Annotated in this window: 20 protein-coding genes; 9 read left to right on the top strand and 11 right to left on the bottom strand. The window is 64.5% G+C overall.

The genetic code is table 11. The features are described 5' to 3' along the window. Nucleotides 1-108: 108 nt before the first annotated feature. Both FJ490_RS26765 and FJ490_RS26760 read left to right on the top strand, forming a co-directional pair. Complete coding sequence (locus FJ490_RS26765) at nucleotides 109-6,261, top strand: kinesin (protein ID WP_140729217.1); 6,153 nt, start codon at nucleotides 109-111, stop codon at nucleotides 6,259-6,261. Between the two features lie 97 nt (nucleotides 6,262-6,358). Continuing rightward, nucleotides 6,359-6,973 (top strand): 3'-5' exonuclease, encoded by a 615-nt coding sequence (locus FJ490_RS26760; protein WP_140674540.1) that lies wholly within the window; start codon nucleotides 6,359-6,361, stop codon nucleotides 6,971-6,973. A gap of 32 nt (nucleotides 6,974-7,005) precedes the next feature. Here FJ490_RS26760 and FJ490_RS26755 read toward each other — a convergent pair whose 3' ends face one another. From FJ490_RS26755 to FJ490_RS26740, 4 genes are all read right to left on the bottom strand, one after another. Continuing rightward, nucleotides 7,006-7,605 carry an ABC-type transport auxiliary lipoprotein family protein gene (locus tag FJ490_RS26755; protein WP_224618578.1) on the bottom strand — a complete coding sequence of 200 codons (600 nt, stop codon included), beginning with the start codon at nucleotides 7,603-7,605 and terminating at the stop codon, nucleotides 7,006-7,008. A 94-nt stretch (nucleotides 7,606-7,699) separates the two neighbouring features. After that, nucleotides 7,700-9,073: an MlaD family protein gene (locus tag FJ490_RS26750; RefSeq protein WP_140729218.1), complete on the bottom strand. Its 1,374-nt coding sequence runs from the start codon at nucleotides 9,071-9,073 to the stop codon at nucleotides 7,700-7,702. Nucleotides 9,074-9,087: 14 nt separating this feature from the next. Next, nucleotides 9,088-9,906 carry an ABC transporter ATP-binding protein gene (locus FJ490_RS26745; RefSeq protein ID WP_140515278.1) on the bottom strand — a complete coding sequence of 273 codons (819 nt, stop codon included), beginning with the start codon at nucleotides 9,904-9,906 and terminating at the stop codon, nucleotides 9,088-9,090. Nucleotide 9,907: 1 nt separating this feature from the next. Further along, nucleotides 9,908-11,095, bottom strand: a complete 1,188-nt coding sequence (locus FJ490_RS26740; RefSeq protein ID WP_140515277.1) for an ABC transporter permease — start codon at nucleotides 11,093-11,095, stop codon at nucleotides 9,908-9,910. A gap of 77 nt (nucleotides 11,096-11,172) precedes the next feature. Here FJ490_RS26740 and dgcA point away from each other — a divergent pair, with 77 nt between their 5' ends. Next, entirely contained in the window at nucleotides 11,173-12,156 is a 984-nt protein-coding gene (gene dgcA, locus FJ490_RS26735; protein WP_140729219.1) for an N-acetyl-D-Glu racemase DgcA, read from the top strand. On the opposite strand, the gene FJ490_RS26730 is transcribed toward dgcA, so the two are convergent. Both FJ490_RS26730 and FJ490_RS26725 read right to left on the bottom strand, forming a co-directional pair. Further along, entirely contained in the window at nucleotides 12,127-13,341 is a 1,215-nt protein-coding gene (locus FJ490_RS26730; protein ID WP_140515275.1) for an MFS transporter, read from the bottom strand. The genes dgcA and FJ490_RS26730 overlap by 30 nt on opposite strands. Before the next feature lie 129 nt (nucleotides 13,342-13,470). Then, a complete protein-coding gene (locus FJ490_RS26725) occupies nucleotides 13,471-14,286 on the bottom strand; it encodes a UDP-2,3-diacylglucosamine diphosphatase (RefSeq protein ID WP_140729220.1) in 816 nt (271 codons plus the stop codon). A gap of 117 nt (nucleotides 14,287-14,403) precedes the next feature. Here FJ490_RS26725 and FJ490_RS26720 point away from each other — a divergent pair, with 117 nt between their 5' ends. The 3 genes from FJ490_RS26720 (at nucleotide 14,404) to FJ490_RS26710 (ending at nucleotide 18,943) form a co-directional block, all read left to right on the top strand. Beyond that, on the top strand, nucleotides 14,404-15,183 hold the full coding sequence (locus FJ490_RS26720; RefSeq protein WP_140729221.1) for an SDR family oxidoreductase: 780 nt from the start codon (nucleotides 14,404-14,406) through the stop codon (nucleotides 15,181-15,183). A gap of 161 nt (nucleotides 15,184-15,344) precedes the next feature. After that, nucleotides 15,345-17,669 (top strand): NADP-dependent malic enzyme, encoded by a 2,325-nt coding sequence (locus FJ490_RS26715; protein WP_140729222.1) that lies wholly within the window; start codon nucleotides 15,345-15,347, stop codon nucleotides 17,667-17,669. A 77-nt stretch (nucleotides 17,670-17,746) separates the two neighbouring features. Continuing rightward, nucleotides 17,747-18,943, top strand: coding sequence for a DUF2865 domain-containing protein (locus FJ490_RS26710; RefSeq protein ID WP_140560906.1), 1,197 nt, complete (start codon nucleotides 17,747-17,749; stop codon nucleotides 18,941-18,943). On the opposite strand, the gene gltX is transcribed toward FJ490_RS26710, so the two are convergent. Both gltX and FJ490_RS26700 read right to left on the bottom strand, forming a co-directional pair. Beyond that, a complete protein-coding gene (gene gltX, locus FJ490_RS26705; RefSeq protein ID WP_140584338.1) occupies nucleotides 18,861-20,234 on the bottom strand; it encodes a glutamate--tRNA ligase in 1,374 nt (457 codons plus the stop codon). The genes FJ490_RS26710 and gltX overlap by 83 nt on opposite strands. Before the next feature lie 199 nt (nucleotides 20,235-20,433). Then, nucleotides 20,434-22,137: an ABC transporter ATP-binding protein gene (locus FJ490_RS26700; RefSeq protein ID WP_224518947.1), complete on the bottom strand. Its 1,704-nt coding sequence runs from the start codon at nucleotides 22,135-22,137 to the stop codon at nucleotides 20,434-20,436. Here FJ490_RS26700 and FJ490_RS33350 point away from each other — a divergent pair. Further along, entirely contained in the window at nucleotides 22,136-22,288 is a 153-nt protein-coding gene (locus tag FJ490_RS33350; RefSeq protein ID WP_224518946.1) for a hypothetical protein, read from the top strand. The genes FJ490_RS26700 and FJ490_RS33350 overlap by 2 nt on opposite strands. Nucleotides 22,289-22,616: 328 nt before the next feature. On the opposite strand, the gene FJ490_RS26695 is transcribed toward FJ490_RS33350, so the two are convergent. The 3 genes from FJ490_RS26695 to FJ490_RS26685 form a co-directional block, all read right to left on the bottom strand. Next, the gene (locus FJ490_RS26695) at nucleotides 22,617-23,030 is read right to left on the bottom strand and encodes a GNAT family N-acetyltransferase (RefSeq protein ID WP_140525389.1); all 414 of its coding nucleotides are present in this window, start codon (nucleotides 23,028-23,030) and stop codon (nucleotides 22,617-22,619) included. Between the two features lie 49 nt (nucleotides 23,031-23,079). Then, nucleotides 23,080-24,756: an NAD+ synthase gene (locus FJ490_RS26690; RefSeq protein WP_140633119.1), complete on the bottom strand. Its 1,677-nt coding sequence runs from the start codon at nucleotides 24,754-24,756 to the stop codon at nucleotides 23,080-23,082. Between the two features lie 62 nt (nucleotides 24,757-24,818). Next, entirely contained in the window at nucleotides 24,819-25,535 is a 717-nt protein-coding gene (locus FJ490_RS26685) for a DNA-3-methyladenine glycosylase I (protein ID WP_140525391.1), read from the bottom strand. Nucleotides 25,536-25,624: 89 nt separating this feature from the next. On the opposite strand from FJ490_RS26685, the gene FJ490_RS26680 reads away from it, so the two are divergent. Both FJ490_RS26680 and FJ490_RS26675 read left to right on the top strand, forming a co-directional pair. Next, nucleotides 25,625-26,185: a DUF1003 domain-containing protein gene (locus FJ490_RS26680; protein ID WP_140498947.1), complete on the top strand. Its 561-nt coding sequence runs from the start codon at nucleotides 25,625-25,627 to the stop codon at nucleotides 26,183-26,185. Further along, a complete protein-coding gene (locus tag FJ490_RS26675) occupies nucleotides 26,182-26,769 on the top strand; it encodes a DedA family protein (protein WP_140498949.1) in 588 nt (195 codons plus the stop codon). The genes FJ490_RS26680 and FJ490_RS26675 overlap by 4 nt, the downstream gene beginning before the upstream one ends. Nucleotides 26,770-26,783: the final 14 nt, after the last annotated feature.

Raw genomic sequence — 26,783 nt, 5'->3', positions numbered from 1 at the left:
TACCCCCCTGTGTCATTACGATACGAGGGGTCCATTTTCAGCCTCCTGCGCGTGGGTGCGACAACCAAAATCATAAGCCCGCGGCAGCTAGTACAGGGTAGCGAAGGCATGGCGAAGAAAACAACGACGACCAGATCTCTGGACAACGATGTGGCCAGGGAACTCGAGAAGGCACTCGATCTCGACCTCAGCGGCGACACCGGCAGCGGCGACCTCGATATAGCGGCCTCGATGGAAGATCTGGAAGCGCAGATATCCCAGGCCGCCGACGAATTGGCGCGCGAGGGACGCAATCAGACGCAGGCACCCGTCGTCAACCAAGCCCAGGCCGCGAATCCCGCGCCAAAGACCAGACCCGCCGAACTGCGCCCCGTCGAAACACGCAATGGCGGTCAGCCCGCCGGCTTCTCGCCGGCCAATGACGATCGTCAGAAGGATTACAAGACGCTTCTGCACAGCCTCAACCGGCGCGCCTCGAACACGATCTACTGGGTTATCGCCTTCGTTTCGCTGGCCTGGATCGCCGGCGCGGGCGGATTGGCCAACCTCCTCTTCGGGCCGAGCATCTGGAGGATCCGCACGCTCGACCAGTTCTTCGCCCGTCCCGAACTGATCGGCCTTGCTGTCGCGGCCATCGTGCCGGTCATCCTGTTCTGGGCCTTCGCCGCCATGATTCGCCGCGCGCAGGACATGCGCATCGCCGCCCAGTCGATGACGGAAGTGGCCTTCCGCCTCACCGAGCCGGAAAACATGGCCCAGGATCGCGTCATGATGATCGGCCAGGCCGTCCGCCGCGAGGTGGCCGCCATGGGCGAAGGCATCGAACGCACGCTGGCCCGCGCCGTCGAACTGGAAACGCTGGTCCACAGCGAGGTCAACCAGATCGAGCGCTCCTATTCGGAAAACGAAACCCGCATCCGCTCGCTCGTCGACGGGCTCGGCAGCGAGCGCGAGGCGGTCGTCAGCCATGCGGAGCGGGTTCGCGCTTCGATCGCCGGCGCGCACGACACCCTCAAGGACGAAATCGGCGCTGCCAGCGACCTCATCCGCGACAGCATTCTCAATGCATCGACCAAACTGTCGATGACCATCACCAATTCCGGCGACACGCTTATCGACCGCATCAACGAAAGTTCGCTGTCGATCTTCGATTCGGTGGAAGGACGGCTCGACACCATAACCGACAAGCTTTCGACTTCCGGCGAGGCTTTCGCCAGCCTGCTCGACACGCGCATCGCCAAGCTGACGGACACGACAGACGGCCTGACCCGGTCGTTGACCGACCTGCTCGACGATCGCACCAACGGCATGGTGTCGCTGCTTGGTGGCGCCGCGCGCACACTCAATTCGGAATTCGAGGCCAGCCTCAACGGCATCGAGCGCACGCTCGCCGAGCGCGGCCAGGCGCTGATCAGCGAGTTCCAGACCCGCGCCGAGGCTCTCGACACCGGCACGCAGAAGCTCAACGCAGCACTCGAAGCCCGTGCCCGGCAGATCAACGAAACGCTGGTCGAACGCGCGCGCGAAATCGCCCACACCTTCGCCGAGAGCAAGGACACGCTGACGGCGATGATCGACCAGGGCAAGACCCAGATCGGCGCCGACATGGCCGATATCGTCACATCGACCTCGTCCATGCTCGAAGCGCGCGCCAGCGATTTCGCCGGACGCATGGAAGCGGCGCGCCACGTCGTCTCGCGCTCGTTCGATGCCGATATCCAGCGGCTTGCCGATGCCCGCGTGGGCATAGAGGAAGCGGTCGAAAATCACAGCCGCAGCCTTTCCGAGAGCCGCGAGCGCATGGCGGCCGCGATGCAGGCCGATCTGGCCAAGTTCGCCGAGAGCCGTGCCGGCATCGATGCTGCGGTAACCGACCAGGTGCAGAAGCTGGCCGAAGGCCGCAGCCTGATCGCGCGCGCTCTCGAAGAAGATCTGCGCAAGGTCAACGAATCGCGCGCTGCCATCGACGCTTCGCTCGGCAGCCACCTCGAAAGGCTGGAAGAAGGCCGCAACCGGCTCTCCCAGGCTCTCAACGAAGACTCCGGAAAGCTGGTGCAAGCCCGTACAATCATTGACGAAATGGTTGCTGGACATGTTGGCAAGCTGGCCGAGGGCCGCAACATTCTCTCGCGCGCGCTCGAAACCGACCTCGGCAAGCTCGTGGACACGCGCGCCGACATTGATGGCCTTGTCGCCGGTCAGGTCGAGAAGATCGCCGAGGGCCGCGCGGTACTCGCCAAGGCGCTGGAGAACGACATCGCCGGCATCAAGGACCTCATCGAGGCGCATTCGGCCAAACTGGCGGAAGACCGCTCGCAGCTCGGCCGTTCGCTGGAGGACGATCTGTCCAGCATACGCGGGCTGATCGAAGACCATTCGGGCCGCCTGGCCGAGGATCGCAGCCTGCTGTCGCAGACCCTTGAAGCCGACCTTGCCAAGCTCGCCGAGAGCCGCTCGAGCATCGACGGCCTGGTCGCCGGTCAGGTCGAGAAACTGGCCGAAGGCCGCGATATTCTCAGGCGGGCGCTGGAATCCGACCTCAACGCGATCAAGGGCGTCATATCGAGCCAGTCCGAGAGGCTGGCCGAGGACCGCGGGCAGCTGTCGCGGGTTCTCGAGGCGGACTTGCAGAACGTGAACAGCGTCATTGCCGACCACATGAACAAGCTGGTCCAGGACCGTTCGACCTTGTCGAAAGCGCTTGAGGAGGATCTCGCCAAGCTGGCCGAAAGCCGTTCGAGCATCGACGGGCTGGTGGCCGGCCAGGTCGAGAAGCTGGCCGAAGGCCGCGACATCCTGCGCCGTGCGCTGGAAGCCGATCTCAACACGATCAAGAGCACCGTCGCCGATCAGTCCCAGAAACTGGTCGAAGATCGGGGACAATTCGCCCGGGCGCTCGAAGCCGACCTCGAAAACGTCAACAGTCTCGTCAACAGCCACTCCGAAAGGCTTGTCCAGGATCGTTCGGCGCTGTCGAAGGCACTCGAAGACGATCTGGAAAACGTCAACGGACTGGTCAATAGCCACTCCGAGCGGCTTGTCCAGGAGCGTTCGGTGCTGTCGAAGGCACTCGAAGACGATCTCGCCAAGCTGGCCGAAAGCCGCTCGAGCATCGACGGCCTTGTCGCCGGCCAGGTCGAGAAGCTGGCCGAAGGCCGCGACATCCTCAAGCGCGCGCTGGAGGCCGATCTGCAGAGGCTGTCGGAGAGCCGTGGCGATCTCGACGGCATCATCGCCGGACATGTCGGCAAGCTGGCCGAAGGCCGCGACGTGCTGAGCCGCGCGCTGGAAGACGATCTCGGCAGGCTCGCCGAGACCCGCAAGGACATCGATCGTTCGCTGTCGGGTCACATCGACCAGATCGCGGCCAGGAGCACCGACATCTCCGCTGCGATCGCCGCCGACGTGGACAAGATCGAGCAGGCGTTCAGTCACCAGACCGGCATCATCGAGGAGCGTGCGGGCACCATGGAGCGTGCGCTGTCGACAGGCGTCGACAATGTGCGCAACGTGCTCGAGAAGAGCGCCGTCTTCGTGGCCGGCGCCTTGCGCGAGAAGGTCCTGGAAGTCACCAGCGTCCTGCATGAGCAGGCGGGCCAAGCCTTCTCCGATGCGGATCGCAAGATCGCCGAGCGCGCCGAGCAGACCTCGGCTGCCCTGCTGGCCCGGGCCGAAGACATCGCCCGCACCTTCGAGGAGGCGGATCGCCGTCTCCACGCCCGTGCGGAAGACACGTCGAGCGCCTTGCTTGCCCGCGCGGACGATGCGTCCAGTTCCTTGCTGGCGCGAGCCCATGAAACCGCCGATCAGCTTGCCGCCCGTGCGAGCGAAATCGCCGGCACGTTCGACGCGGCCGACCAGAAGCTGGCCGCCCGCGCCCAGGAGACCGCCGACCAGTTGGCGGCTCGGGTGAGCGAGATTGCCGGCACCTTCGACGCGGCCGACCAGAAGCTGGTTGCCCGGGCCGTCGAAACGGCACAGTCGCTGGCCGCGCGCGCCGGCGATATCCTGCGCAATTTCGAAGGCGCCGATCAGCGGCTCGGCATGCGCATCGGCGAATCGGCCGAAGCTCTTGCCGCGCGTGCAGCGGATCTCGGCCGCATCTTCGATGCCGCCGACCAGCACCTGGTCTCGCGCATCGCCGAAGGTTCGGAAGCGCTGTCAGGCCGCGCCTCCGAAATCGCCCGCATCTTCGATGATGCGGACAACCGACTGGTTTCCCGCATCGCCGCCAGCACCTCGACCATCGGCGAACATGCTGAGAGCATCGTCGGCGCCTTCACCAGCACAGAGCAGAGGGTCGCCGACCGTGCGCGCCAGACCGGCCAGGAGCTGGCCGCGCATGCCCGTGAAATCGAGCAGGCGCTCGCCGGCGCCGACGAGCGGCTCGCATCGACCGCGGCAACGGCTGCTGCCCGCGTCGAAGAGCAGATCGCCAGCGTCGAGAACCGGCTCGCCCATACCGCCGAGACGATGGGCCAGAAGCTCAACGAGCAGGTGTCGAGCGCCGAGGCGCAACTCGTGTCGCGCGCCAATGTCATCGCGGAGACCTTTACCGCGGTCGGCCAGCATATCGGCCAGAGCACCAACGACGCCGCCAAGACGATCGGCGCCAACACCCGCGAGCTCAACACCATGCTTGCGGCACGGTCGGCGGAGATGTCGAAGATCCTCGACGAGACCGCGCGGCCGCTGGTCGAGCGTTTCGCCCAGGGCGGCTCGGAACTGCAAAAGAGCATGGAAGAGGTCACCGAACGTGCCGCCGAGAAGCTGCGCAGCGAAAACGCAGCCCTCGTCAACGCGCTCGCCAGCCGCACCGCAGAGACCCTGTCGGCGGTCGAAGGTGCCCGCTCGTCGCTATCCGACAGTGTCGCCGACCTGATCGGCCGCATGACCACGTCGAGCGCGCAGCTCGGTCAGCTGATCGAACAGGCCGCGGCCAATCTCGGCCAGGTCGACGAACGCCTGACCGGCAGCACGCAAAGCTTCGCGGCAACCACCGAGAAAGCGGCGCAGACCTTCGCCAGCTCGGCAAGGCTGGTCGATTCGAACACGACAAGGCTGACGGAACTGTCGTCGTCGACCTTGCGCGAGGTCGCGTCGATCGCCACCAAGTTCGATGAACACAGCCGCCTGCTCGCCGGTGCTTCGGACCTCCTGAGCTCGGCCCAGAGCAACCTCGAACACACGCTCGAAAGGCAGTCTTCGCTCGAGGATCTCGCTGTCGGCCTGGTCAAGAAGTCGGAAGATCTCGAAAGGGTCATGCGCTCGTTCGAGAATCTGGTCGGCCAGACGCTGCAAAATGCGGAAGGCAGGACGCTGGAATCGGCCGACAAGATCCGCAACGCCATCACCGACGTCGTCGATTCGGCGACCAAGCGCTTCTCCGACGCGACCGAGGAGATGCGCCGCACCGCCGGCGCCATCAAGAGCGAGCTCGACCTCACCCGCGCCGAGCTCAAGAAGGGCGTCATCGAGATGCCGGAAGAGGCCAAGGAATCGACATCGGCCATCCGCCGCGCGGTTTCCGAGCAGATCAACGCCCTGAAGGAGCTTTCGGACATCGTTGCGAAGTCCGGCCGCAGTGGTGGAGAGCCCTCGGAATCGCGCAATTTGCGCCCGGCGCCGCAAGCCCCGGCAGCGCCCCGCGCGGCAGAGCCGCCGCGCCGCGCTCCCGCGCCACAGCCGGAACTTCGCGCGCCGCAGGCGCCGTCGGGCGGCACGGCGCTACGCGGCACGCTTGACCTGGAGCGCCCCGCCGACACGGCGCCGCGCCAGCGTTCCGACGCCGGCGCCCGCACGCAACAGGGCGGCTGGGTGCGCGATCTCCTGAGCGGGGCGTCACGCGAGGACGAAGCCAAGCCTGCAACACCCGCCGAAGCACCGCGCGCCGCCCCTGCCCAGCGTTCGCCGCTCCACGTCGTGGAGTCGCTGAACTCGCTGTCCGTCGACATCGCACGGGCCATCGATCACGATGCGTCGATCGAACTGTGGAACCGGTACCGGCGCGGCGAGCGTGACGTGTTCACGCGGCGGCTCTATACGCTGAAGGGCCAGCAGACGTTCGACGAGATCCGTCGCAAGTATCAGACGGAGGCAGAGTTCCGCGCCGCCGTCGACCGCTATTGCGATGATTTCGAGAAGCTGCTGAAGGACGTGTCGCGCAACGACCGCGACAACATCATGGCGCAGACCTACCTGACCTCGGATACAGGCAAGGTCTACACCATGCTGGCCCACGCCAGCGGCCGCCTGCACTAGGCAGCGGCAGACAGCCAATGAAAAAAGGCGGGGGACTTGTCTCCCGCCTTTTGGCTTGGAAGGGTGGACGTCGCATCCGGAACTGGATCTCTGACTTGTGAAGACGGCGATCATATTCGACTGCGAGTTTCTTTGCCTTGAGGGCTCGCAACGCAGATTCTGGTGCGCGGCCCACGATCCCGACCCGGTCATCGCGCAGATCGGCGCGGTCAGGCTTGGGCTCGAAGACGACTTTCCCGTCCTGGGCACGCACAAGGCCTATGTCAGACCGATCGACCGGTTTGGCAGGAGATACGCGCTCGACCCTTTCTTCACCGAACTGACTGGCATCACAGAAGAAAAGCTGGAGATCGAGGGGGTCGCGCTAGGAGAAGCCCTTGTTGACATCGATCGTTTCTCGGGTGGGGCGCGATTCTGGTCCTGGGGCAAGGACGAACTGAACATGATAGCCATCAGCTGCTATATCGCAGGCATTCCTGCTCCCTTCCCGGCGGCCCGCTTTGACAATGCCGTAAAGCTGCTGATCTCGGCCGGGATGCCGATCGAGGACCTGGCAAGGACGCCGAGCAACAAGCTTGCCGACTATTATGGCGTTCAACACCCGCCATTGCAGGGACACGATGCGCTCGATGACGCGCTGTCCGTAACCTACACCCTGCAGCACCTGATGAAGGCCGGAAAGCTGCGGCCGGACGCCTTCGACCGCTTGTAGCCTGGTGGCTGGCGCCCGCCCGGGATCGCCGCTCAGACCGCCGAATCGGTCCAGCGCACGATCTGTTTGGCCGCGTCGCCGAAAGCAGCATCGAGCGCGCCGACATAGCCTTGGTTGCCGCTGCCCGAGACGGGCGCGGTCGCCGTAAAGCTCTTGGACGCACGCACCTCGCCGTTGCGGTCGTTGAGGATGCGCACGAACAGGTCGACCTCGGCATGATCGCCGCCGTCGACACGGACTTCGAACGAACGGATCTCGACGATGACCTGGTAATCGATCGCCAGTCCCTCGCCCGGCTTGCCCACGCCGGCGAAGCTGCCCGAGCGCTGGAACGTCTCGGCCAGCCGAGCCTGCACGATCAGCGGCAGCCGGTCCGCCCATTGCGCGCCCTTGAGGTACTGGATCGAGCGTGGGGACGGCTTTATGACGATGTTCTGGCTGTCCAGCGCCTTGAGCGCGGATGGCTGGGCGATCAGGATCTGGCGACGGCTGTGGCCATGCGCCTCGACCGACGGCGCCGACAGTTCGAATGTGTCAAGCGGCGCAGGCCCGCCGCCCGGCAGCGCGGCACAACCGGCAAGGGTCAAGGCAAGCAAGGCCACGCCCGATCTGAACACAATCGTCGACTTCACGCGCGATCCCTGCTGTCCCCGGCCTCACTATCCCTGGATTGTAACAACAACCCGCGGATGCAGACACTGTTTCTGGGGCGAGCCGAGACCGAAGTCAACGCCGCGCCCTGCCATCGTACTGCCGAACCTCGCCCTCGCCGCCCGACAGGATGCGCTGCGGATTGCGGCTGAGGTCGGTAACCGCCTCCTCGATGCGGCTGATCGAACGGCGGCTGTCCTGAACCAGCGCCTCGACATTCGAAAGGCCCTGGCCGGAAAACCGGGCTATATTGTCTGTGATGACGCCAAGCCGCGAATTCAGCGTATCGGCAACCTGCTTGAACGACCTCAGCGTGTCCCTGGCGTCCGCCATCACGCCGTCCGCCTGGCCCGAGCCGAGCAGCTTGTCGACCTTGGCCAGGATGCCGTCGACGCGCACCGAGGCGTCGTTGAGCCGCTGCGCGAGCTGCCTCGCATCCTTGATCGTCTCGTCGATGTCGTCCGCCCTGTTCGCGAATTTGCCGGTCACCTTGGCGATGTCCGAGGCCGCCTTGTCGGCGCTTTCGCTTGCCTTCTGGATGTTGGCCAGAGCCGTGCGCACTTGCGCCGGATCGATGCCGTCGAGCACGCTGTCGACCTTGGCCAGCGTACCTTGCGTCTGCTTGGCGAAATCATTGACCGATCCCACGGCCGTATCGACATTCCTGATCACGCCATTGAGCTGTTTGGACGTTTCCTTGAGGTTGCCGGTCACCGTATCGACATTGGCGACGATGCTCTTGATCTTGTCCTTGTCGACCGCATTGAGCAGCCCTTCGGCCGCCTTCAGCGTGCCGTCGAGCTTGCCCGAGACGCCCTTCAGCTCATCGGACAGCGCGCTGACCGCGGACAGGAACTTGTCGACGCCGTCGGAATTCCTGGCCAGCGCGTCGGAGAACGTCTGCACATTCTGCACGGTCTGCGTCAGCGGCCCGCGCACATCCTTGGTGAACCCCTCCAGCTGCGTCAGTACCGTGTCGGCGCGCGTGAAGATGTTCTGCGCCGTCTGCAAAAGATTGGTCACCGCCGACGGGTTGGCCACGATCTCGGCGACCTTGCCTTCCTTCTCGGCCTGGTCGAGAAGTTTTACTTCCTTGGGGTCGGCGCCCTTGAGTTCGATATTGGCCTGTCCGGTCAGGCCCGCCAGGCCGATATCGGCCTGCGTCGATTTGGTGATCGGCGTCATGCGATCGATCTCGGTGTCGGCGATGGCGACCGTCGGATTGTCGACATCGATATAGACGCGCCTGACGTCGCCGACCTTGACGCCGTTGAACAGCACGAAGCTGCCGCGGCCAAGTCCGGAAGCCGAGCCAGGGATGCGCACGCGCAACAATGTGGTCTCGCCTTTGTCGCCGATCGCCGCCGTCCAATAGACGAAGCCGAACGCCGCCAGGATCGCCACCAGCGTGAAGATGCCGACAATAACGTAGTTGGCTCTGGTTTCCATTGCTTCACTTATGGCTATGCGCGCGCGGCAAGATCAAGTTGCCGGGCTCGTTTTCCGCGGAAATACGATTTTACCCACGGTTCTTCACTCTTCAGCATGTCGTCTATGGTGCCTTCGACCAGCACTTTCTTCTTGCCGAGCACGGCGACGCGGTCGCAGGCGGTGAAAAGCGTGTCGAGATCGTGGGTCACCATGTAGACGGTCAGGTCCATCGTATCGCGCAGCTTGACCACCAGCTCGTCGAATTCCGCCGCGCTGATCGGATCGAGGCCCGAGGTCGGCTCGTCGAGGAAGACGATGTCGGGATCGAGCGCCAGCGCGCGAGCGAGTGCCGCGCGCTTGATCATGCCGCCCGACAGCTCGGACGGGAATTTCTGCGCCGCGTCCGGCGGCAGCCCGACCAGTTCGACCTTGAGCATCGCCAGTTCGTCCATCAGCTTGCGCGGCAGGTCGAGATATTCGCGCATCGGCACCTGGACGTTTTCCAGCACCGTCAGCGCCGAGAACAGCGCGCCGTGCTGGAACAGCACCCCAAGGCGCATGTCGATGCGCAGCCGTTCGGCATCGTCGGCCTTTTCGATATCCACGCCGAACAGCTTGATCGTGCCGGACTGCTTGCGCGTCAAACCAAGGATGGTGCGCAGCAGAACTGATTTGCCGGCGCCCGAAGCGCCGACGAAACCGAGGATCTCGCCGCGCCAGATATCGAGCGACAGTTTGTCGAGGATCAGATTGTCGCCGAAGGAAACGGTGATGTCATGCGCCGAAAGCACGATCTCGCTGTCATCCGCGCCCTCCTTGGCCCTGGTCTCGATGCCGTTTCCCATCGCCATTTCAGAACTCGATCGCTGCATAGAACATGGCGAAAAGCCCGTCGAGGATGATGACGACGAAGATCGATTTCACCACCGAGGCGGTCACGTGCTGACCAAGCGATTCGGCGCTGCCGCCGACCTTCATGCCCTCGACCGAGGCGATGGTGCCGATGATCATAGCCATGAACGGCGCCTTGATCAGGCCGGCGAAAATGGTGCTGAGGTCGATGGCGACGCGCAGCCGGTCGATGAAGGCGGCGGGTGCGATGTCGGAATAGAGCCAAGCCGCGAGGATACCGCCACCGAGTGCGGCAAAATTGGCGATGATGGTCAGGCAAGGCAGGGCGATCACCAGCGCAACCAGGCGCGGAAAGACCAGCACGCCGATGGGGTTGAGCCCGATGACCTTCAGCGCATCCACTTCCTCGCGCATCTTCATCGAGCCAATTTCGGCGGTGATGGCGCTGCCCGAGCGGCCGGCGATCATGATTGCCGTCATCAGCACGCCGAGTTCGCGCAGGATCAGCACGCCGACGAGGTCGACGACGAAGATGTCGGCGCCGAAATAGCTGAGCTGGTAGGCGCCCTGCTGGGCAACGATGGCGCCGACGATCGCCGACATCAGCACCACCACCGGAATGGCTCCGACGCCCATGCGGTCGATCTGGTTGAAGATCGCCGCCGGATTGACGGCATGGCCGCGGCCGAGCTTCATCTGCGCGCCACGGATCGTGGCGCCCAGTATGTTCATCGAGGCGAGAAAATCGTCGCGCATTTCGTAGACGCGGCGGCCAACCGCCTCCAGCGCGCGAATGACGATGTTGGGCGGCCCGACCGGCCCCGATTCGGGCTCGCGCCGCACCGCGTCGCCGACCGCGCCAAGCAGGATCGAGGCAACGTCGCTTTGGCCCTGCAGCCTGACCTCGACGCCCTTCTTCTCGAAAGCGCTGACCAGGCGGTCGATCAGCCACGCGCCGGCGGTGTCGATCTTCTCGATGTGCGAAAGATCGAGCGCCAAAGTCTTGAAACCGCTCCGTTTCTCGATTTTGCGCATCTCTGCGTCGACCGCGGCCACGGTGCGCGTCGTCCAGATTCCCGAGAAGGCGCACCCGAGAACGCCTGCTTCCTCACCGACCGACACGCGCGGTTCGTGGTCAGCCTCCGAGGCGGTCTTGCCGCTTGCGTCGCGCTTGCCGATGGTCAACATGGCGTCCTGTTTAGCCTGACGGGTCCGGCCTTGTCGATTTGCCGACGACCCTTCTCGCACAGCCGGAGCAGAAAATTATGGCGCGTGTCATTTCGGTCGAGGCCGAGCGTTTTCCGATCGCCGGCACCTTCACCATTTCGCGTGGTTCGAAGACCGAAGCCGAAGTGATCACCTGCACGATCAGCGAAGGCGATTACACGGGCCGTGGCGAATGCGTGCCGTACAAACGCTATGGCGAGACCATGGATGGGGTTCGCGCCGCGGTAGAGGCCATGCGCGGGCAAATCTCTGCTGGCATGGACCGGACAGCCCTGCTCGGCGCCATGCCGGCGGGCGCGGCGCGCAACGCCATCGATTGCGCCTTGTGGGACCTGGAAGCCAAGATCAGCGGCAAGGCGGTGGCGGACGTAGTCTGGCCGGCTCCTTTGCATCAGCTCGAGACGGCCTACACGCTGTCGCTGGGCGAACCCGAGGCGATGGCGGCGCAGGCCCGTGCCAATGCGGCGCGGCCGCTGCTCAAGGTCAAGATCGGCGGCGACAACGACATCGCGCGCATCCGCGCCGTCCGGCAGGCCGCGCCCGACAGCCGCATCATCCTCGACGCCAACGAGGGCTGGAACGATGACACCATCGCCGCGAACCTCGCCTTTGCCGCCGAGCAAGGCATCGCGCTTATCGAACAGCCGCTGCCGGCGGGCCATGACGGCATCCTGCGCCACATCGCGCATCCGGTGCCGATCTGCGCGGACGAGAGCGTGCATGAGGCGGGGGATCTGGCCGCGCTCGCCGGTCTCTACGATGCCGTCAACATCAAGCTCGACAAGTCGGGCGGGCTGACGGCGGCGCTCGTGCTGCGCGACCGCGCCCGCGAACTGGGTTTCGGCGTCATGGTCGGCTGCATGGTCGGCACGTCGCTGGCGATGGCGCCGGCGGTGCTGCTCGCCCAGGACGCCGATTTCGTAGACCTCGACGGACCGCTGCTGCTTGCGCGGGATCGTGTGCCCGGCCTCGCCTATGAGGGATCCTTGGTTTCACCGCCCGATCCGGCGCTTTGGGGCTGAGCGCGCCGCGAGTCCGACCAGCACCAGGCCGATGATCGCGATCGGGATCATGGCCAGGAAGCCGTCGACCCCGAAACGGTCGTAGAGCGGGCCGGAGGCGAGCGTCACGGCGGCCATGAAGAAGCCGTTGAAGAAATAGGCGATGCCCTGTGCGGCACCGGTGCGCTCTTCCGAGACCGTTTCGCCGATCATTTTCTGCAGGCCGATCAGCACCATGGCCACCGACACCGAATGCAGGGTCTGGACGCCGAAAAACCCCGCGACGCCGAGGCCAAGCGGCCAGATCAGCGGAAAGGCGATCCAGCGCACGACCGCGCCGATGCCGGCAATCACCATCACCCTGACGACCGACACGGAGGCGAATATGCGGTTGAAAAACACGAACATGCAGACTTCGGCCACCACGCCCCACGCCCACAGAAGCCCGACGACGGTGTCGCCGATGCCGATCGACTTCCAGTAGATCGACACGAAGCCGTAAAGGAAGGCGTGGCTGGCGGTGAGGATGCCGACACCCAGGGTGAAATAGACGAAATAGGCATTGAAGAGACTTGGTGCCGAGTGCTGGATCTCCGCGGCCGAAAGCGGTGAGGCAAGGCGCGGCCGCCCAAGGCGCGGCGCAAGCAGCGCGGCAACGAGCGCGGCACCCAGTGCCGCGAAAATGATCGCCGGGACGGCTTGCGCCCCTGCCGCGGTCAGGATGAAACCACCGGCCACGTTGGCGCAGAGATAGGAGATCGAACCCCACTTGCGCATGCTGGTGTAGTTGGAGCCGAAGCGGCGCACGCCCGAAAGCGCGAGCGAATCGGCCATCGGCGAATGCGGTGTCCATACGATCGTCAGCGCCAGCGACACCGCAAGCACGACGGCGTAGGAGGCCGGCAGAAAATAGCCGGCGGAAATGATCATCGATGCCGCGACGAGCGCGATATAGACGTCGGCGCGGTCCCTCGCCCGGTCCGCGAGCGCGGTGAGCAGCGGCGTCGTCACGACGCGCAGGAACATCGGAGCCGCCAGGATGACGGCGATCTGCTCGGCGTGAAAACCTTTCGCCTGCAGCCACAGCGGGAAGTAAGGCAGATGCGTGCCCTGCGACACGAACAATGTCGCGAAGATCAGGCTCATGCGCAGTTCGAAATGGCGAGGCTTGACGAGCTGTTCGGGTGAAAGCGGCGGCAGCGGCATGAATCGATCCAATAACGCTGCCGTCCACGAACGGCGAGCAGTGTGGATTGACCCTTAACATGAGGAAAAACCGGACGAAACCGATTGGCCTAATCGATTAACACCGGAATCTGTGCCTGGCACCCGCAGTCAGGCGGCCTGCACCACCCGGTCCTCGATCAGCATCGGGATGAAGGGTTCGTCCGGCGCGTCGGGCAAGACATGCGCCCAGGTCAGGATTTCCATCCGGCCGTCGAAATGTTCGACCACCGCCGTGCAGCTTTCCACCCAGTCGCCGGTGTTGATGTACTGGACGTCGCCATAGTTTTCGATCGCGGCATGATGGATATGGCCGCATATGACGCCGTCGACATGGGAGCGCCGCGCCTCGTCGCTGAGTACCATCTGGAACGAGCCGATGAAGTTCACCGCCTTCTTGACCTTGACCTTGGCCCAGGACGAAAACGACCAGTAAGGCAGGCCGAGCAGCTGGCGCAGCCGGGTGATCACACGGTTGACCTGCATGGCGGCGTCGTAGGCGTGGTCGCCGAGATAGGCGAGCCAGCGCTGATTGTGCACGACCGTGTCGAACTGGTCGCCATGAATAACGAGCAGCCGCCTGCCGTCGGCGGTTTCGTGAATGGCGCGGTCGGCTACGACGATGCCGCCGAAATGCACGCCCTGGAACTGGCGGGCGAATTCGTCGTGGTTGCCGGCGATGTAGGTGATGGTGGCGCCCTTTCGCGCCTTGCGCAGCAATTTCTGCACGACGTCATTGTGGCTCTGCGGCCAGTGCCAGCTGCGTCTCAGGCGCCACCCATCGACGATATCGCCGACGAGATAAATGATGTCGGCATCGTGATATCTAAGGAAATCGATCAGGAAATCGGCCTTTGCCGCCTTCGACCCGAGATGGACGTCGGAGATGAACATGCTGCGGAACGTGCGGGGCTCTTGGCCGGACATCGCGAATTCACCGTTGCTTTCGCGAGCCTATGCCCCGATTCATGCAACAACCGTATGACGGTTGCGATTGGTCCAGCCCAAGAGCTAGCCTGCCGGCGAATCACAGGAGAAATCGTCATGGATCTCGGCATCCGCGGAAAGAAGGCCATCGTCTGCGCTTCGAGCAAGGGGCTCGGAAAAGGCTGCGCCATGGCGCTGGCCGCGGCTGGTTGCGACGTCGTCGTCAACGGGCGCAACGCCGAGCTGGTGGCCAAAACCGCTGCGGAGCTGCGCGAGCGTTACGGCGTGACCGTCACGGAAGTCGTCGGCGATGTATCGAAGCCCGAGGTGCAGAAGGCGCTTCTCGCCGCTTGCCCCGAACCCGACATACTGGTCAACAATAATGGCGGCCCGCCGCTGCGCGATTTCCGCGAGCTCGATCGTGCCAAGATGCTCGAAGGCGTGACCCAGAACATGGTGACGCCGATCGAGCTGGTGCAGGCGGTGATCGACGGCATGGCCGTGCGCGGTTTTGGCCGCATCGTCAACATCACTTCGCTATCGGTCTATGTCCCCATCCCCGGCCTTGATCTGTCGTCCGGCGCGCGCGCCGGCCTGACCTCCTTTCTTGCCGGCGTGGCGCGCACGGTGATCGACCGCAACGTGACCATCAACAGCCTGCTGCCCGGCAAGCTGGATACCGACCGGCTGCGCGGTCCGCACGAGGCCGGCAGCGTTGAAGACCCGGCCGCGGCAGCCGCCCGCAAGGCGCGCATCAGTGCCGACGTGCCGGCCAAGCGGCTCGGCACGCCGGAGGAGTTCGGCCAGATCTGTGCCTTCCTGTGCTCGGTCCATGCCGGCTACCTGACCGGCCAGAACATACCGGTGGACGGCGGCCTCTATGTCAGCGCCTTCTGAGACCCGGTAGCGCCGGCGCCGAAGAAATTCCGCTCAAACCGTTGAAATAGATCGCTTATCCCGGCTTCGTCGATGTGAATGGCGATTGCGTCATTTGGCGTCGCGAAAAATCTCGGCCGCATGCTAAGAAGGCGGCACGCAGGATCGCAGGGAGGCCCGGAATGAACGGCGAGAGCAAGAAAACGGCACGTTCGGACCTCGACGAAGCCGCGCTCTACTTCCACAAGCACCCGACGCCGGGCAAGCTCGAAATCCAGGCCACCAAGCCGCTTGGCAACCAGCGCGACCTGGCGCTCGCCTATTCGCCCGGCGTGGCGGCCCCTTGCCTCGAAATCCGCGACGATCCGGCGACCGCGGCCGACTACACGGCGCGCGCCAATCTGGTCGGCGTCGTTTCCAACGGCTCGGCCGTGCTCGGCCTGGGCAATATCGGCCCGCTCGCTTCCAAGCCGGTCATGGAAGGCAAGGCGGTCCTGTTCAAGAAATTCGCCGGCATCGACGTCTTCGACATCGAGATCGACGCGCCCGAGATCGAGCGCATGGTCGAAACGGTGGCGGCGCTGGAACCGACATTCGGCGGCATCAACCTCGAGGACATCAAGGCGCCGGAATGCTTCGAGGTCGAAGAGCGACTGAAGGCCCGGATGGGCATACCGGTTTTCCATGACGACCAGCACGGCACCGCCATCATCGTCGCCGCCGCAGTGCTCAACGGCCTGGAATTCGCCGGCAAAACCATTGCCGACATCAAGATCGTCACTTCGGGCGCGGGTGCGGCGGCATTGGCCTGCCTCAACCTGCTGGTCTCGCTCGGCGCCAAGGTCGAGAACATCTGGGTCACCGACCGTTTCGGCGTCGCCTATAAGGGGCGCACGGATGAGATGGACCGCTGGAAAGACCCTTATGTGAAGGACACGGAGGCGCGCACGCTGGCCGACGTCATATCGGGCGCAGACGTGTTCCTCGGGCTTTCGGCCGCCGGCGTGCTGAAGCCGGAATTGCTCCAGCACATGGCGCCGAAGCCATTGATCCTGGCGCTGGCCAATCCCAATCCGGAAATCATGCCGGAAGTGGCGCGGGCGGCGCGCCCCGACGCGATGATCTGCACGGGCCGGTCCGATTTTCCAAATCAGGTCAACAACGTACTGTGTTTTCCTTACATCTTCCGCGGCGCGCTGGACTGTGGCGCCAGCGCCATCAATGAGGAGATGAAGATGGCCGCGGTGCGGGCCATCGCCGCCCTTGCCCGCGAAGAACCTTCGGATGTCGCCGCGCGCGCCTATTCCGGCGAGACGCCGGTGTTCGGACCCGAGTTCCTGATCCCCTCGCCCTTCGATCCGCGCCTCATCCTGCGCATCGCCCCGGCCGTCGCCAAGGCGGCCTGCGACACCGGTGTCGCGACAAGGCCGATCAGCGACTTCTCCGCCTATATCGACAAGCTCAACCGCTTCGTCTTCCGCTCCGGCCTGGTGATGAAGCCGGTGTTCTCCTCGGCCAAGGCGTCGAGCGCCAAGCGCGTCATCTATGCCGACGGCGAGGACGAGCGCGTGCTGCGCGCCGCGCAGGTGGTTTTGGAGGAAGGCATCGCCGAGCCGATCCTGATCGGCCGTCCGCACGTCATCGAGGTGCGATTGAAGCGCTACGGACTGCGCATCAAGCCCGGCGTCGACTTCGGCCTGATCAACCCGGAGGACGATCCGCGCTACCGCCATTACGTCGACCTCCTGATCGAGCTGGCCGGCCGGCGCGGCGTGACGACGGAGGCCGCGCGCACCATGGTGCGCACCGACAACACGGTGATCGCGGCCCTCGCATTGAAGCGCGGCGACGCCGACGCCATGGTCTGCGGCCTCGAAGGGCTTTTCGAGCGGCACCTGCGCAACGTCACGCTGATCATCGGGCCACGAACCGGCATCAAGGACCGGGATCTGTCGACGCTGTCCATGCTGATCTCGCAACGCGGCATCATCTTCCTGACCGACACCCATGTTTCTGTCGACCCCACCGCCGACGAGATCGCCGAAATGACCGTGCTGGCGGCCGAGGAGATCCAGCGCTTCGGCATCGAGCCCAAGGCGGCGCTGCTGTCGCATTCGGATTTCGGCTCGCGCGATTCGCCGAGTGCGCTCAAGATGCGGCAGGCGGCGGCGATCCTGGCGCGCATCGCGCCCGAGCTGCAATGCGACGGCGAGATGCATGCCGATTCCGCGCTGTCGGAACATCTGCGCCAGCGCGTCTATCCGCATTCGCGTCTGAAGGGCGAAGCCAATCTCCTGGTGTTCCCCAACCTCGATTCCGCCAACATCACGCTGACAGCGCTCAGGACCATGATGGATGCCCTGCATGTCGGCCCGATCCTGCTCGGCACCGACAAGCCGGCGCATATCCTGACGCCCTCGGTGACTTCGCGCGGCGTCGTCAACATGACAGCGCTGGCGGTGGTCGAGGCCGCCCACAAGGCGCAAGCTGTCGTCGATCTGGGCTGAACACCAATTCGGGGGTAAACTGCGGTTTAACCACGAGCACGTAGCGTGCGGCGAACAACCAAGCAGGGTTTCGGCGGATGATGGGCAAAGGGTGGAAGCAGGCGCATCTCGCCGTGCTGCTTGGCCTGCTGCTTTCGGGCGCCGCCGTCTCCGAGCCGCAGGCCGCCTCGCGTGTCTGCCGCCAGCTCGAGACCGATCTTGCCGCGACCTCGCGCGGCAGTGGCGGTCCGGCCCTGATCCGGAAATATGACGCCGCGATCGACCGGCAACGCGAGCAGATTTCAAAGGCGCGCGGCCAGTCCAGCAGCGCCGGCTGCGGCTTCTCTCTATTCAGCCGCAATGTCAGCCAATGCGCTGGGTTCAACGCCACCATCGAGCGCATGAACGCCAATCTCGATAGCTTGCAGGCCAAGCGCGCCCGCCTCGCCGGCGGCGGTTCGCGGCGCGATCGCGCACGCATCCTGGCCGCGCTCGACACCAATGGCTGCCGCGAGGACGCGGTGGCGCCCCGCCGCGAACTCTTGCGCGAAGCGAAACGGGAACAAGGCAACGGCAATCTGTTCGACCAGCTGTTCGGCGGCGACACACGCCGGCTCGATACGCTCGACCAGTCTGACGATCCCGACGAGGAGCGCAATATCCGCCGCGTGCCGGGCCGATCCGGCATACCGGATTTTCCGGGCGTCGGCGGCGAGTTCCGTACCACCTGCGTGCGCACCTGCGACGGCTACTTCTTTCCGATGTCGAATGCCGCCTCGGTCGGCGATTTCGAGCGCGACCAGAAGAACTGCGAATCGAGCTGTCCCGGCACCGAGATCCAGGTCTTCTATTCGCGCGGCATGGGCGACGATTCAGCCGACATGACATCGTCGGTCACCGGCCGACCCTACAGCGAACTGCCGACGGCCTATCTTTACAAGCAGCCCAACCTGTCGCGGCCGCCGGCCTGCGGCTGCAACGCCGCGCAGAACTTCCAGATCATCGGCGGCAATCCGCCAAGCCAGCAACAGTCGCGGCCGCAAACGGAGGGCGCCCCGTTCATTCCGGTGCCTGCCTCCAAACCCGATCCAGGTGCCGATCCCGAGACGCTGGCAAACGCCGCAGGCGGGCTGGACCGCGACGCCATCAAGCGGCTTGCGGTCAAACCGGTCACATCGCCGGTCTCGACGCTGCCGCCGGAACAGCGGAAGGTCAGGGTCGTCGGGCCAACGTTCCTTCCCGACCCATCAGCGGCAATAGATCTGCAAGCTCCGGTCCCGAAGTCAGTCCGGTAAGGGCGAGCCTCAGCGGCATGAACAGCGCCTTGCCCTTGCGGCCGGTCGCTTCCCTGATCTTGGCCGTCCAGTCCTTCCAGACGGTCCCGTTCCAAGGCTCCTCGGGCAGCAGATCGATGGCCTGGTGAAGAAAATCTCGATCGGCGTCGGAAAATTCCGGCTTCTCCTGCGGCCCTTCGCGCAGGATGCGCCACCAGCCGACAGCATCGGCCAGCCTGTCGAGATTGCCGCGCACAGCCAGCCAGAACGGTTCCGCCTGCTCGCCCGATATGCCGAGCACCACCAGCCGATTCTGCGCTTCGGAGAACGGCATTTGGTGCAGCAGCGTCCGGTTGAGCACGAAAAGCTCGTCCGGGTCGAACTTTGCCGCCGACTTCGAGGTCGCCGCCGGGTCGAAACGGCTGGCGAGTTCGGTCAGGTCGTGCGCGGCGGCGACATTCTCCGACGTGCCGACGAGCACGGCCAGCGATGCGACCGCCATCGGCTCGATGCCGTCCTCGCGCAGGCTTTCGATGGAGAGTGCGCCGGTGCGCTTCGACAGCCCCTCGCCCGAAACGGTGGTCAGCAGATTGTGGTGGCCGAATTCCGGCGGCTCGGCACCCAGCGCCCGGAACAGCGCGATCTGCACGCCGGTGTTGGTGACGTGGTCGTCGCCGCGGATGACATGGCTGACGCCCATCTCGATATCGTCGACGACGGATGGCAGCGTATAGAGATAGGTGCCGTCCTCGCGCACCAGCACCGGGTCCGACAGCGAGGCGAGATCGACGGTTTCCTGCCCGCGCACCAGGTCGTTCCAATGGATTTCGGTGCGCTCCGGCTGCTGCGGATCGCCGGTGAAATTGGGCAGCAGGAAGCGCCAGTGCGGCCGGCGGCCATCGGCCTGATATTCGGCGATCTGTTCCGACGTCAGCGTCAGCGCCTCGCGGCCATAGACCGGCGGCAGGCCGCGCGTACGGCGCACCTTGCGCCTGAGGTCGAGCTCCTCCGGCGTTTCATAGCAGGCATAGAGAACGCCCGCCGCCTTCAGCCGCTCGACCGCCGCGTCATAGATCTCGAAGCGACGCGACTGGTATTCGGTGGTGTCGGGAAAGATGCCAAGCCAATGCAGGTCGTAAAGGATGGCGTCGGAAAATTCCTGCTTCGAGCGCGCGACATCGGTGTCGTCGAAGCGCTGGATGAAGCGCCCCTTATGGTTCATGGCGAACAGCCAGTTGAACAGGGCGGTGCGCGCATTGCCGATATGGATGCGGCCTGTCGGCGAAGGGGCGAAACGAACGGTAACTGTCATGAGCGGGGCGTACCGGATGCTTTTGTGATTGACAAGACGCGCCCCCGTGCCGTGTCGCAGACATAGAACATGGCGCAAGCAATGAAAAGACTTGGCGAACGCGGCTCCGCCAGCAATCGCATGTCCCGCGCCGCCCGCCCGTCAGGCCGCCGGCGCCTGATGGGATGGCCTCCGGGCCAGAGCCGGAGGCCATCCCCGATCAGGTGACAAGTCCCTTGGTCAATTCGAGCGCCTGGCGCTCGAACAGGCGGCGGTAGATGCCGCCCGGCAGCCGGATCAGCGCGTCATGCGAGCCTTCCTCGGCGATCTTGCCGCGATCGAAGACCAACAGCCTGTCGAGCGCCCGCACCGTCGAAAGCCGGTGCGCGATGACCAGCGTGGTGCGGCCGACCATCAGCCGCTCCATCGCCTGCTGGATCAGCACCTCCGATTCTGAATCGAGGCTCGACGTCGCCTCGTCCAGGATCAGGATGCGCGCATCGGCGAGGAACGCGCGCGCGATCGCCACGCGCTGGCGCTCGCCGCCCGACAGCTTCACGCCGCGCTCGCCGACGAGCGTGCCGTAGCCCTTCGGCAGGTTGGCGATGAAGTCGTGCGCGCTCGCCAGCTTCGCGGCGTGCTCGATCTCGGCCTGCGTGGCGCCAGGCCGGGCATAGGCGATGTTTTCGGCCAGCGAGCGGTGGAACAGGATCGGCTCCTGCTGCACGATGGCGATCTGCGCGCGCAGCGACGCCTGCGTCACCTCCGAAATGTCCTGGCCGTCGATCAGGATCCGGCCGGCGTTCACGTCATAGAGCCTCTGGATCAGCTTGACGAAAGTCGTCTTGCCCGACCCGGAATGGCCGACCAGCCCGACCCGCTCGCCCGGCGCGATATCGACCGAGAAATCGCGATAGAGCGGCGAACGGTGACTGCCATAATGGAAGGTGACGTCGTCGAAGGCGATGCCCCCTTGCGTGATGCGGATCGGTCCGGCGCCGGGCCGATCCTCGATGCCGAGCGGTTCGGACTGGAAATCGACCAGTTCCTCCATGTCGTTGATCGAGCGCTGCAGGTTGCGGATATGCGTTCCGATATCCCTGAGATAGCCTTGCAGGACGAAGAAAGAAGTCAGCACGAAGGCGACGTCGCCGGCCGTTGCCTGCCCCCACGACCACAGCATCAGCGCCAGGCCGATGACCGCCGCTCTCATCACCAGCAGCAGCACCCCTTGCGTGGTACCGTTGATGGTGCCGCGCACCCAGGTGCGCCGCGTGCGGGCGCGCCATTTGGCGACGACCTTCGCAAGCCGGTTCTCCTCGCGCTCCTCGGCGCCAAACCCCTTGACCACGGCGTTGCAGCTCACCGCGTCGGCCAGCGAGCCGCCAAGGCGCGTGTCCCAGGTGTTGGCGAGCCTGGCCGCCGGCGCGACATAACCAAGCGACAGCATCGCCGTGACAGCGATGAACAGCACCGAGCCGGCGGCGACAACCGCTCCCATCAGCGGCCAGAACCAGCCCAGCAGCAGCGTCGAGCCGACGAGCATGACGATCGACGGCAGCAGCGCGATCAGGATCGTGTCGTTGAGCAGGTCCAACGCCCACATGCCGCGCGTCACCTTGCGCACGGTCGATCCGGCGAAGCTGTTGGCGTGCCAGTCGGTGGAAAAGCGCTGGACACGGTGGAAGGCGGCGGCGGCGATGTCGGCCATCATCTTCAGCGTCAGTTCGACGATCCCCATGAAGGCCAAATTGCGCAGGACGACACCCGCCAGCGCCAACGCCATCAGCATGGAAAACGCGGTCATCGCGGCATTCCAGGCGATCTCGTCGGCGCCGGCGCTGCTGGCGACGGCATCGACCAGCCGGCCGGAATAGAGCGGCGTCAGCACATCGGCCAGCGTCGACAGCAAGAAACCAGCCATGATCAGCGAAAGCCGCCAGGGCTGGCGCCGCCAGTGGGTGAAAGTAAAGCCAAGAACGCTGCGAAAGGCGCTTGCGCGCAAATCGATTCGAAAACGAGCCATGATGTCATTCGGGCGCAAAAAGCCCGATCCCGGTAAGGTCGAAAATTGAAAAAACCGCGCAAGGGGCTCAATGCCCGGGAATGCGGAGGTTCGGTTATGAATGGCCACTTGCCCGAAGGCGGCGACCGGCATCGGCAAAGGCCTGTTCTCGATCCGGCTCCGTTCCGAGGGTGAAAACCCTGCGGCGCGCCGGTCGGGACCTAGGCTTCGCGGCCTCGCATAACGATGTCAAATCCTGGCATTCGGTCCTCCCTAAAGGGAATCGCGGAGAGGCCCTTATAGAGATGCCTCATCGCATCGCCAAGGCTGGCGGTCACCAAAAACGGCATCTGGTCCAAGCACTGGGATAAATTTGCAACAACGGCAAAGGCGCTTGGTCAGCGGATCGGCTTACGATCGAGGCGCATGTACCGGCCATCGGTCGATGCCTTGAATCCCAGTCTTTCATAAACCCCATGCGCGTCGCTGGTCGATAGGCTCCAGTGCGAAACGGTGCGGAGCTCGGGGTGATCGATCAGTGCCTGCACCAGCCGCGAGCCGATGCCCTGCCCGCGATGCTGCGGCCAGACGATGATATCGGCCAGATAGGCGAACACCGTGCGGTCGGTGATCGCCCGGCCGAAGCCGACCTGTTTGCCTTCGACATAAGCGCCGACGCAGAGCGAATTCGCGAAGGCGCGGCGGTGGGTCTCGTCACTGCGCCCGCCGCCCCAATAGCTTGCCATCAACAGGTCGGATGTCGCCCTGAAGTCGATCCGTGACAGGTCGAAGCTGATTTCACACTCGGGCATCGCTACCCCTCGCCTGCGGCATGACGCGAATTTTCGGTCGGTACGGTGTCTAGCCGCGATCCCTGAACCGGTTGGTGATGGGATAGCGACGGTCGCGGCCGAAATTCTTCCTGGTGATCTTCACGCCGGGCGCCGCCTGCCGGCGCTTGTATTCGGCGACGTAGAGCAGGTGCTCGATGCGCGTCACCGTCGCCCGGTCATGGCCGCGCGCGACGATGTCGTCGACGCCCATCTCGTTCTCGACCAGGCATTCGAGGATGTCGTCCAGCACCGGATAGGGCGGCAGCGAATCCTGATCGGTCTGGTTCTCGCGCAGTTCCGCCGACGGCGCCTTGTCGATGATGTTCTTCGGGATCACCTCGCCCGACGGTCCGAGCGCGCCCGGCGGCACGTGGCTGTTGCGCCAGCGCGACAGTGCATAGACCTGCATCTTGTACAGGTCCTTGATCGGATTGAAGCCCCCATTCATGTCGCCATAGAGCGTGGCATAGCCGACCGACATCTCGCTCTTATTGCCTGTCGTAACCACCATCGAGCCGAATTTGTTGGAAATCGCCATCAGGATGGTGCCGCGCGCGCGGCTCTGCAAGTTCTCCTCGGTGATGCCTTCCTTGGTGCCTTCGAAAAGCTGCGTCAGCGCATGAAGGAAACCTTCGACCGGCTCGAAGATCGGCACGATGTCATAGCGGCAGCCGAGTGCGCGGGCACAGTCTTCAGCATCCTTAAGCGAATCCTTCGACGTATAGCGGTAAGGCATCATCACCGCGCGCAGCCGCTCCTCGCCCAGCGCATCGACGGCAAGGGCCGCGCAGATGGCCGAATCGATGCCGCCCGACAGGCCGAGCACGACGTTCTTGAAACCGTTCTTGTTGACGTAGTCGCGCAAGCCCAGCATGCAGGCGCGGTAGTCGGCCTCCTCCCGTTCGGGGATCTTCGACATCGGTCCTTCCGAACAGACCCAGTTTTCGCCTTGTCTCCTCCAGGTGGTGATGTCGACCGCCTCCTCGAACTGGCTCATCTGGAAAGCAAGCCGCTTGTCGGCACCTATGGCAAACGACGCGCCGTCGAAGATCAGCTCGTCCTGGCCGCCGAGCTGGTTTGCATAGATCATCGGCAGCCCGCATTCGATAACCTGGCGGATGACGACCTGGTGGCGCACATCGATCTTGGCGCGGTAATAGGGCGAGCCGTTCGGCACCAGCAGGATTTCCGCGCCGCTCTCGGCCAGCGTCTCGCAGACGCCGATGTCGCCCCAGATGTCCTCGCAGATCGGGATTCCCAGACGCACGCCGCGGAAATTGACGGGCCCCTGGATCTCCGGTCCGGCCTGGAAGACGCGCTTCTCGTCGAACTCGCCATAATTCGGCAGATCGACCTTATAGCGCTCGGTGATGATCTTGCCGCCATCGGCGAAGACGATCGAGTTGTGGGTGCCGGTCTTGCGCTTCAGCGGCGTGCCGATGATGACGCCGGGACCGCCATCGCCGGTGTCGGCGGCGATCTCCTGCGCGGCCCGCTCGCAGGCCTTCAGGAAGGCGGGCTTCAGCACCAGATCCTCAGGCGGATAGCCGGCGAGGAAAAGCTCGGTGTAGAGCACGAGATCGGCGCCTTGACGCGCGGCATCCGCCCTCGCCTCGCGGGCCTTGGCGAGATTGCCGGCGACGTCGCCGACTGTCGGATTGAGCTGGGCAACGGCGATGCGCAGTATGTCGGGCTTCTTGGTCATGCTGCTGACTTAGCGCGGCAAAATTCGCCCCGCAATGGCGTTTGCTTGGGCCAATTTCGACATCAGTCGTTGCCCATATAGTCGCGCAGCGCCTGCGGCGAATGGTTCTCCCCGATCGACATCGCCAGGATGCGCGAAATGTGCCGGCGCGGCAGGCCGGTATCCGCAACCCAACGGTTGACCTGGGCCTGGATCTTGTCGAGATCCTTCTTCGACGTCGGGCTTTCGGCGATATCAAGCCCGGCATCGCGAAGGGCGGCCGCCATGTCGGCCGAAATGACGAAGGCGTCCCAACCCAGCCAGCGCAGGAAATACTGGCCGGTATTGCCGCCGAGCCGGCTCCCATGCTTGCCGAGATAGGCCATCAGCCCGACCTGGTCGTCGGCGGGCCACTCGGCGAGGAATGTGCCGAAGCCGCCATGCTCTTTTGACACGCGCTCGACGAAGGCGGCGTTGTCGCGAACGGATTTGATCTTCTGCGGATTGCGCACGATGCGCTGGTCGGATGCCAGTTCATGCCAGAAATCGTCAGGCTGGAACAGCAACCGCTTCGGCTCGAAGCGCAGGAACGCCTCTTCGAATCCGGGCCATTTCTGCTCGATGACGCGCCAGACGAAACCAGCGGCGAAGACGCGCTCGGCCATCGTCGACAGGATACGGTCATCGCCGATGTCGGCCACGGCGGCGTTGTCGGGAATCGGCCCGAGCAGCGAGACCAGTTCCTCCTCGCCGCCCTTGCGCTTTGCGGCGCGAGCGCGAATTTTCTTGAAGTCGACCATAAGTCCCTCCGGTTCCCATCAAATCTAGCACTTCCCGCGCGGCCCGGCAGCCTCTACCTCTATCGCCAGCCAAGCCCTTGGAGACGGCCATGAACAAGACAATCGACGATCTGGCGAACCGCTGGCTGAGACGAAAGCCGGACGGTCTCAGTGCCCTGGAGAACCGGGTGCTGCAGTCGACGCTCGAGCGCACCACGATCTCGAGGGACACCAACAAGGCCGTCGCCTTCCACCAGACCTTTGGCGACCGCCTTGCCGATAGCATCGCCCGCATTGGCGGTTCCTGGTCGTTCATCCTTGGCTTCATTGCCTTCCTGATCGTCTGGACATCAGCCAATGCCTGGCTTCTGGCGCGCGACGCCTTCGACCCCTACCCGTTCATCTTCCTCAATCTCGTCCTGTCCATGGTCGCGGCGCTGCAGGCGCCGGTGATCATGATGGCGCAGAACCGCCAGACCGAGCGCGACCGCATCGATGCCGCCCACGACTACGAGGTCAATCTGAAGGCCGAGATCGAGATCATGGCGCTGCATGAAAAGCTGGACGAAATGCGCCACGGCCAGATCATCGGCATGCGCGACGAGATCGTGCGGCTGACCGAACTGGTCAAGCGGATCGACGAGAGGCTGTCGCAGCAATCGCCGTCATGAGCGACGCGATCCATCATTTCATCGAACAATACGGGCTGATCGCCGTTTTTCTGGGCTGTGTCGCCGAGGGCGAGAGTGCCGCCATACTCGGCGGCTTCTTCGCCCATCAGCATATCTTCGTCCTCTGGCAGACTGTCGTCGTGGCAGCGCTTGGGGCCTTCGCCGGCGACACCTGCTTCTTCATCCTGGGGAGAAGTTTCGCGGACCATCGCTATGTCGTCGGGTTGCGCAAGCGGCCCGGCTTCCGCCGCGCCTATCGTCTGCTCAACACCCATCCCAACATCTTCGTGCTGTCGAACCGCTACGTCTATGGCATGCGCCTGGTCGGTGGCATCGCGGCCGGCCTGTCGAACATCGCAGCACCCCGCTTCATCGTCTTGAACGCCATTTCCTCGGCGGTCTGGGCGGTGCTGTTCAGCACCATCGGCTATGTCTTCGGGTTGGGCGCCGAGCATTTCATCGGCCAGGCGCTGCTTCGCCATGAGCGGATATTGGTGGGCCTGGCTATCGGCCTGGCCGTGGCCGTACTCGCCTGGCTCATCGCCCGCCATTTCGCCCGAAAGGAACGCGCCAGGGAAAACTGATGGTCGGCCGGCGG

It is taken from the genome of Mesorhizobium sp. B2-5-11 (genome assembly GCF_006440835.1).
Lineage (GTDB): Bacteria > Pseudomonadota > Alphaproteobacteria > Rhizobiales > Rhizobiaceae > Mesorhizobium.
The sequence above is the reverse complement of the archived record's forward strand: the minus strand, read 5'-3'. Positions and strand labels throughout refer to the sequence as shown.

Excerpts from the sequence above, each read along its gene's own strand:
- gltX (WP_140584338.1), bottom strand. The coding sequence starts at position 20,234 with ATGACAGTTACCGTTCGTTTCGCCCCTTCGCCGACAGGCCGCATCCAT.
- FJ490_RS26720 (WP_140729221.1), top strand. The coding sequence starts at position 14,404 with ATGGATCTCGGCATCCGCGGAAAGAAGGCCATCGTCTGCGCTTCGAGC.
- FJ490_RS26740 (WP_140515277.1), bottom strand. The coding sequence starts at position 11,095 with ATGTTGACCATCGGCAAGCGCGACGCAAGCGGCAAGACCGCCTCGGAG.
- dgcA (WP_140729219.1), top strand. The coding sequence starts at position 11,173 with ATGGCGCGTGTCATTTCGGTCGAGGCCGAGCGTTTTCCGATCGCCGGC.
- FJ490_RS26685 (WP_140525391.1), bottom strand. The coding sequence starts at position 25,535 with ATGGTCGACTTCAAGAAAATTCGCGCTCGCGCCGCAAAGCGCAAGGGC.
- FJ490_RS26690 (WP_140633119.1), bottom strand. The coding sequence starts at position 24,756 with ATGACCAAGAAGCCCGACATACTGCGCATCGCCGTTGCCCAGCTCAAT.
- FJ490_RS26765 (WP_140729217.1), top strand. The coding sequence starts at position 109 with ATGGCGAAGAAAACAACGACGACCAGATCTCTGGACAACGATGTGGCC.
- FJ490_RS26745 (WP_140515278.1), bottom strand. The coding sequence starts at position 9,906 with ATGGCGATGGGAAACGGCATCGAGACCAGGGCCAAGGAGGGCGCGGAT.
- FJ490_RS26695 (WP_140525389.1), bottom strand. The coding sequence starts at position 23,030 with ATGCCCGAGTGTGAAATCAGCTTCGACCTGTCACGGATCGACTTCAGG.
- FJ490_RS26680 (WP_140498947.1), top strand. The coding sequence starts at position 25,625 with ATGAACAAGACAATCGACGATCTGGCGAACCGCTGGCTGAGACGAAAG.
- FJ490_RS26725 (WP_140729220.1), bottom strand. The coding sequence starts at position 14,286 with ATGTCCGGCCAAGAGCCCCGCACGTTCCGCAGCATGTTCATCTCCGAC.
- FJ490_RS26675 (WP_140498949.1), top strand. The coding sequence starts at position 26,182 with ATGAGCGACGCGATCCATCATTTCATCGAACAATACGGGCTGATCGCC.
- FJ490_RS33350 (WP_224518946.1), top strand. The coding sequence starts at position 22,136 with ATGATCAGCGAAAGCCGCCAGGGCTGGCGCCGCCAGTGGGTGAAAGTA.
- FJ490_RS26700 (WP_224518947.1), bottom strand. The coding sequence starts at position 22,137 with ATGGCTGGTTTCTTGCTGTCGACGCTGGCCGATGTGCTGACGCCGCTC.
- FJ490_RS26715 (WP_140729222.1), top strand. The coding sequence starts at position 15,345 with ATGAACGGCGAGAGCAAGAAAACGGCACGTTCGGACCTCGACGAAGCC.
- FJ490_RS26710 (WP_140560906.1), top strand. The coding sequence starts at position 17,747 with ATGATGGGCAAAGGGTGGAAGCAGGCGCATCTCGCCGTGCTGCTTGGC.
- FJ490_RS26750 (WP_140729218.1), bottom strand. The coding sequence starts at position 9,073 with ATGGAAACCAGAGCCAACTACGTTATTGTCGGCATCTTCACGCTGGTG.
- FJ490_RS26730 (WP_140515275.1), bottom strand. The coding sequence starts at position 13,341 with ATGCCGCTGCCGCCGCTTTCACCCGAACAGCTCGTCAAGCCTCGCCAT.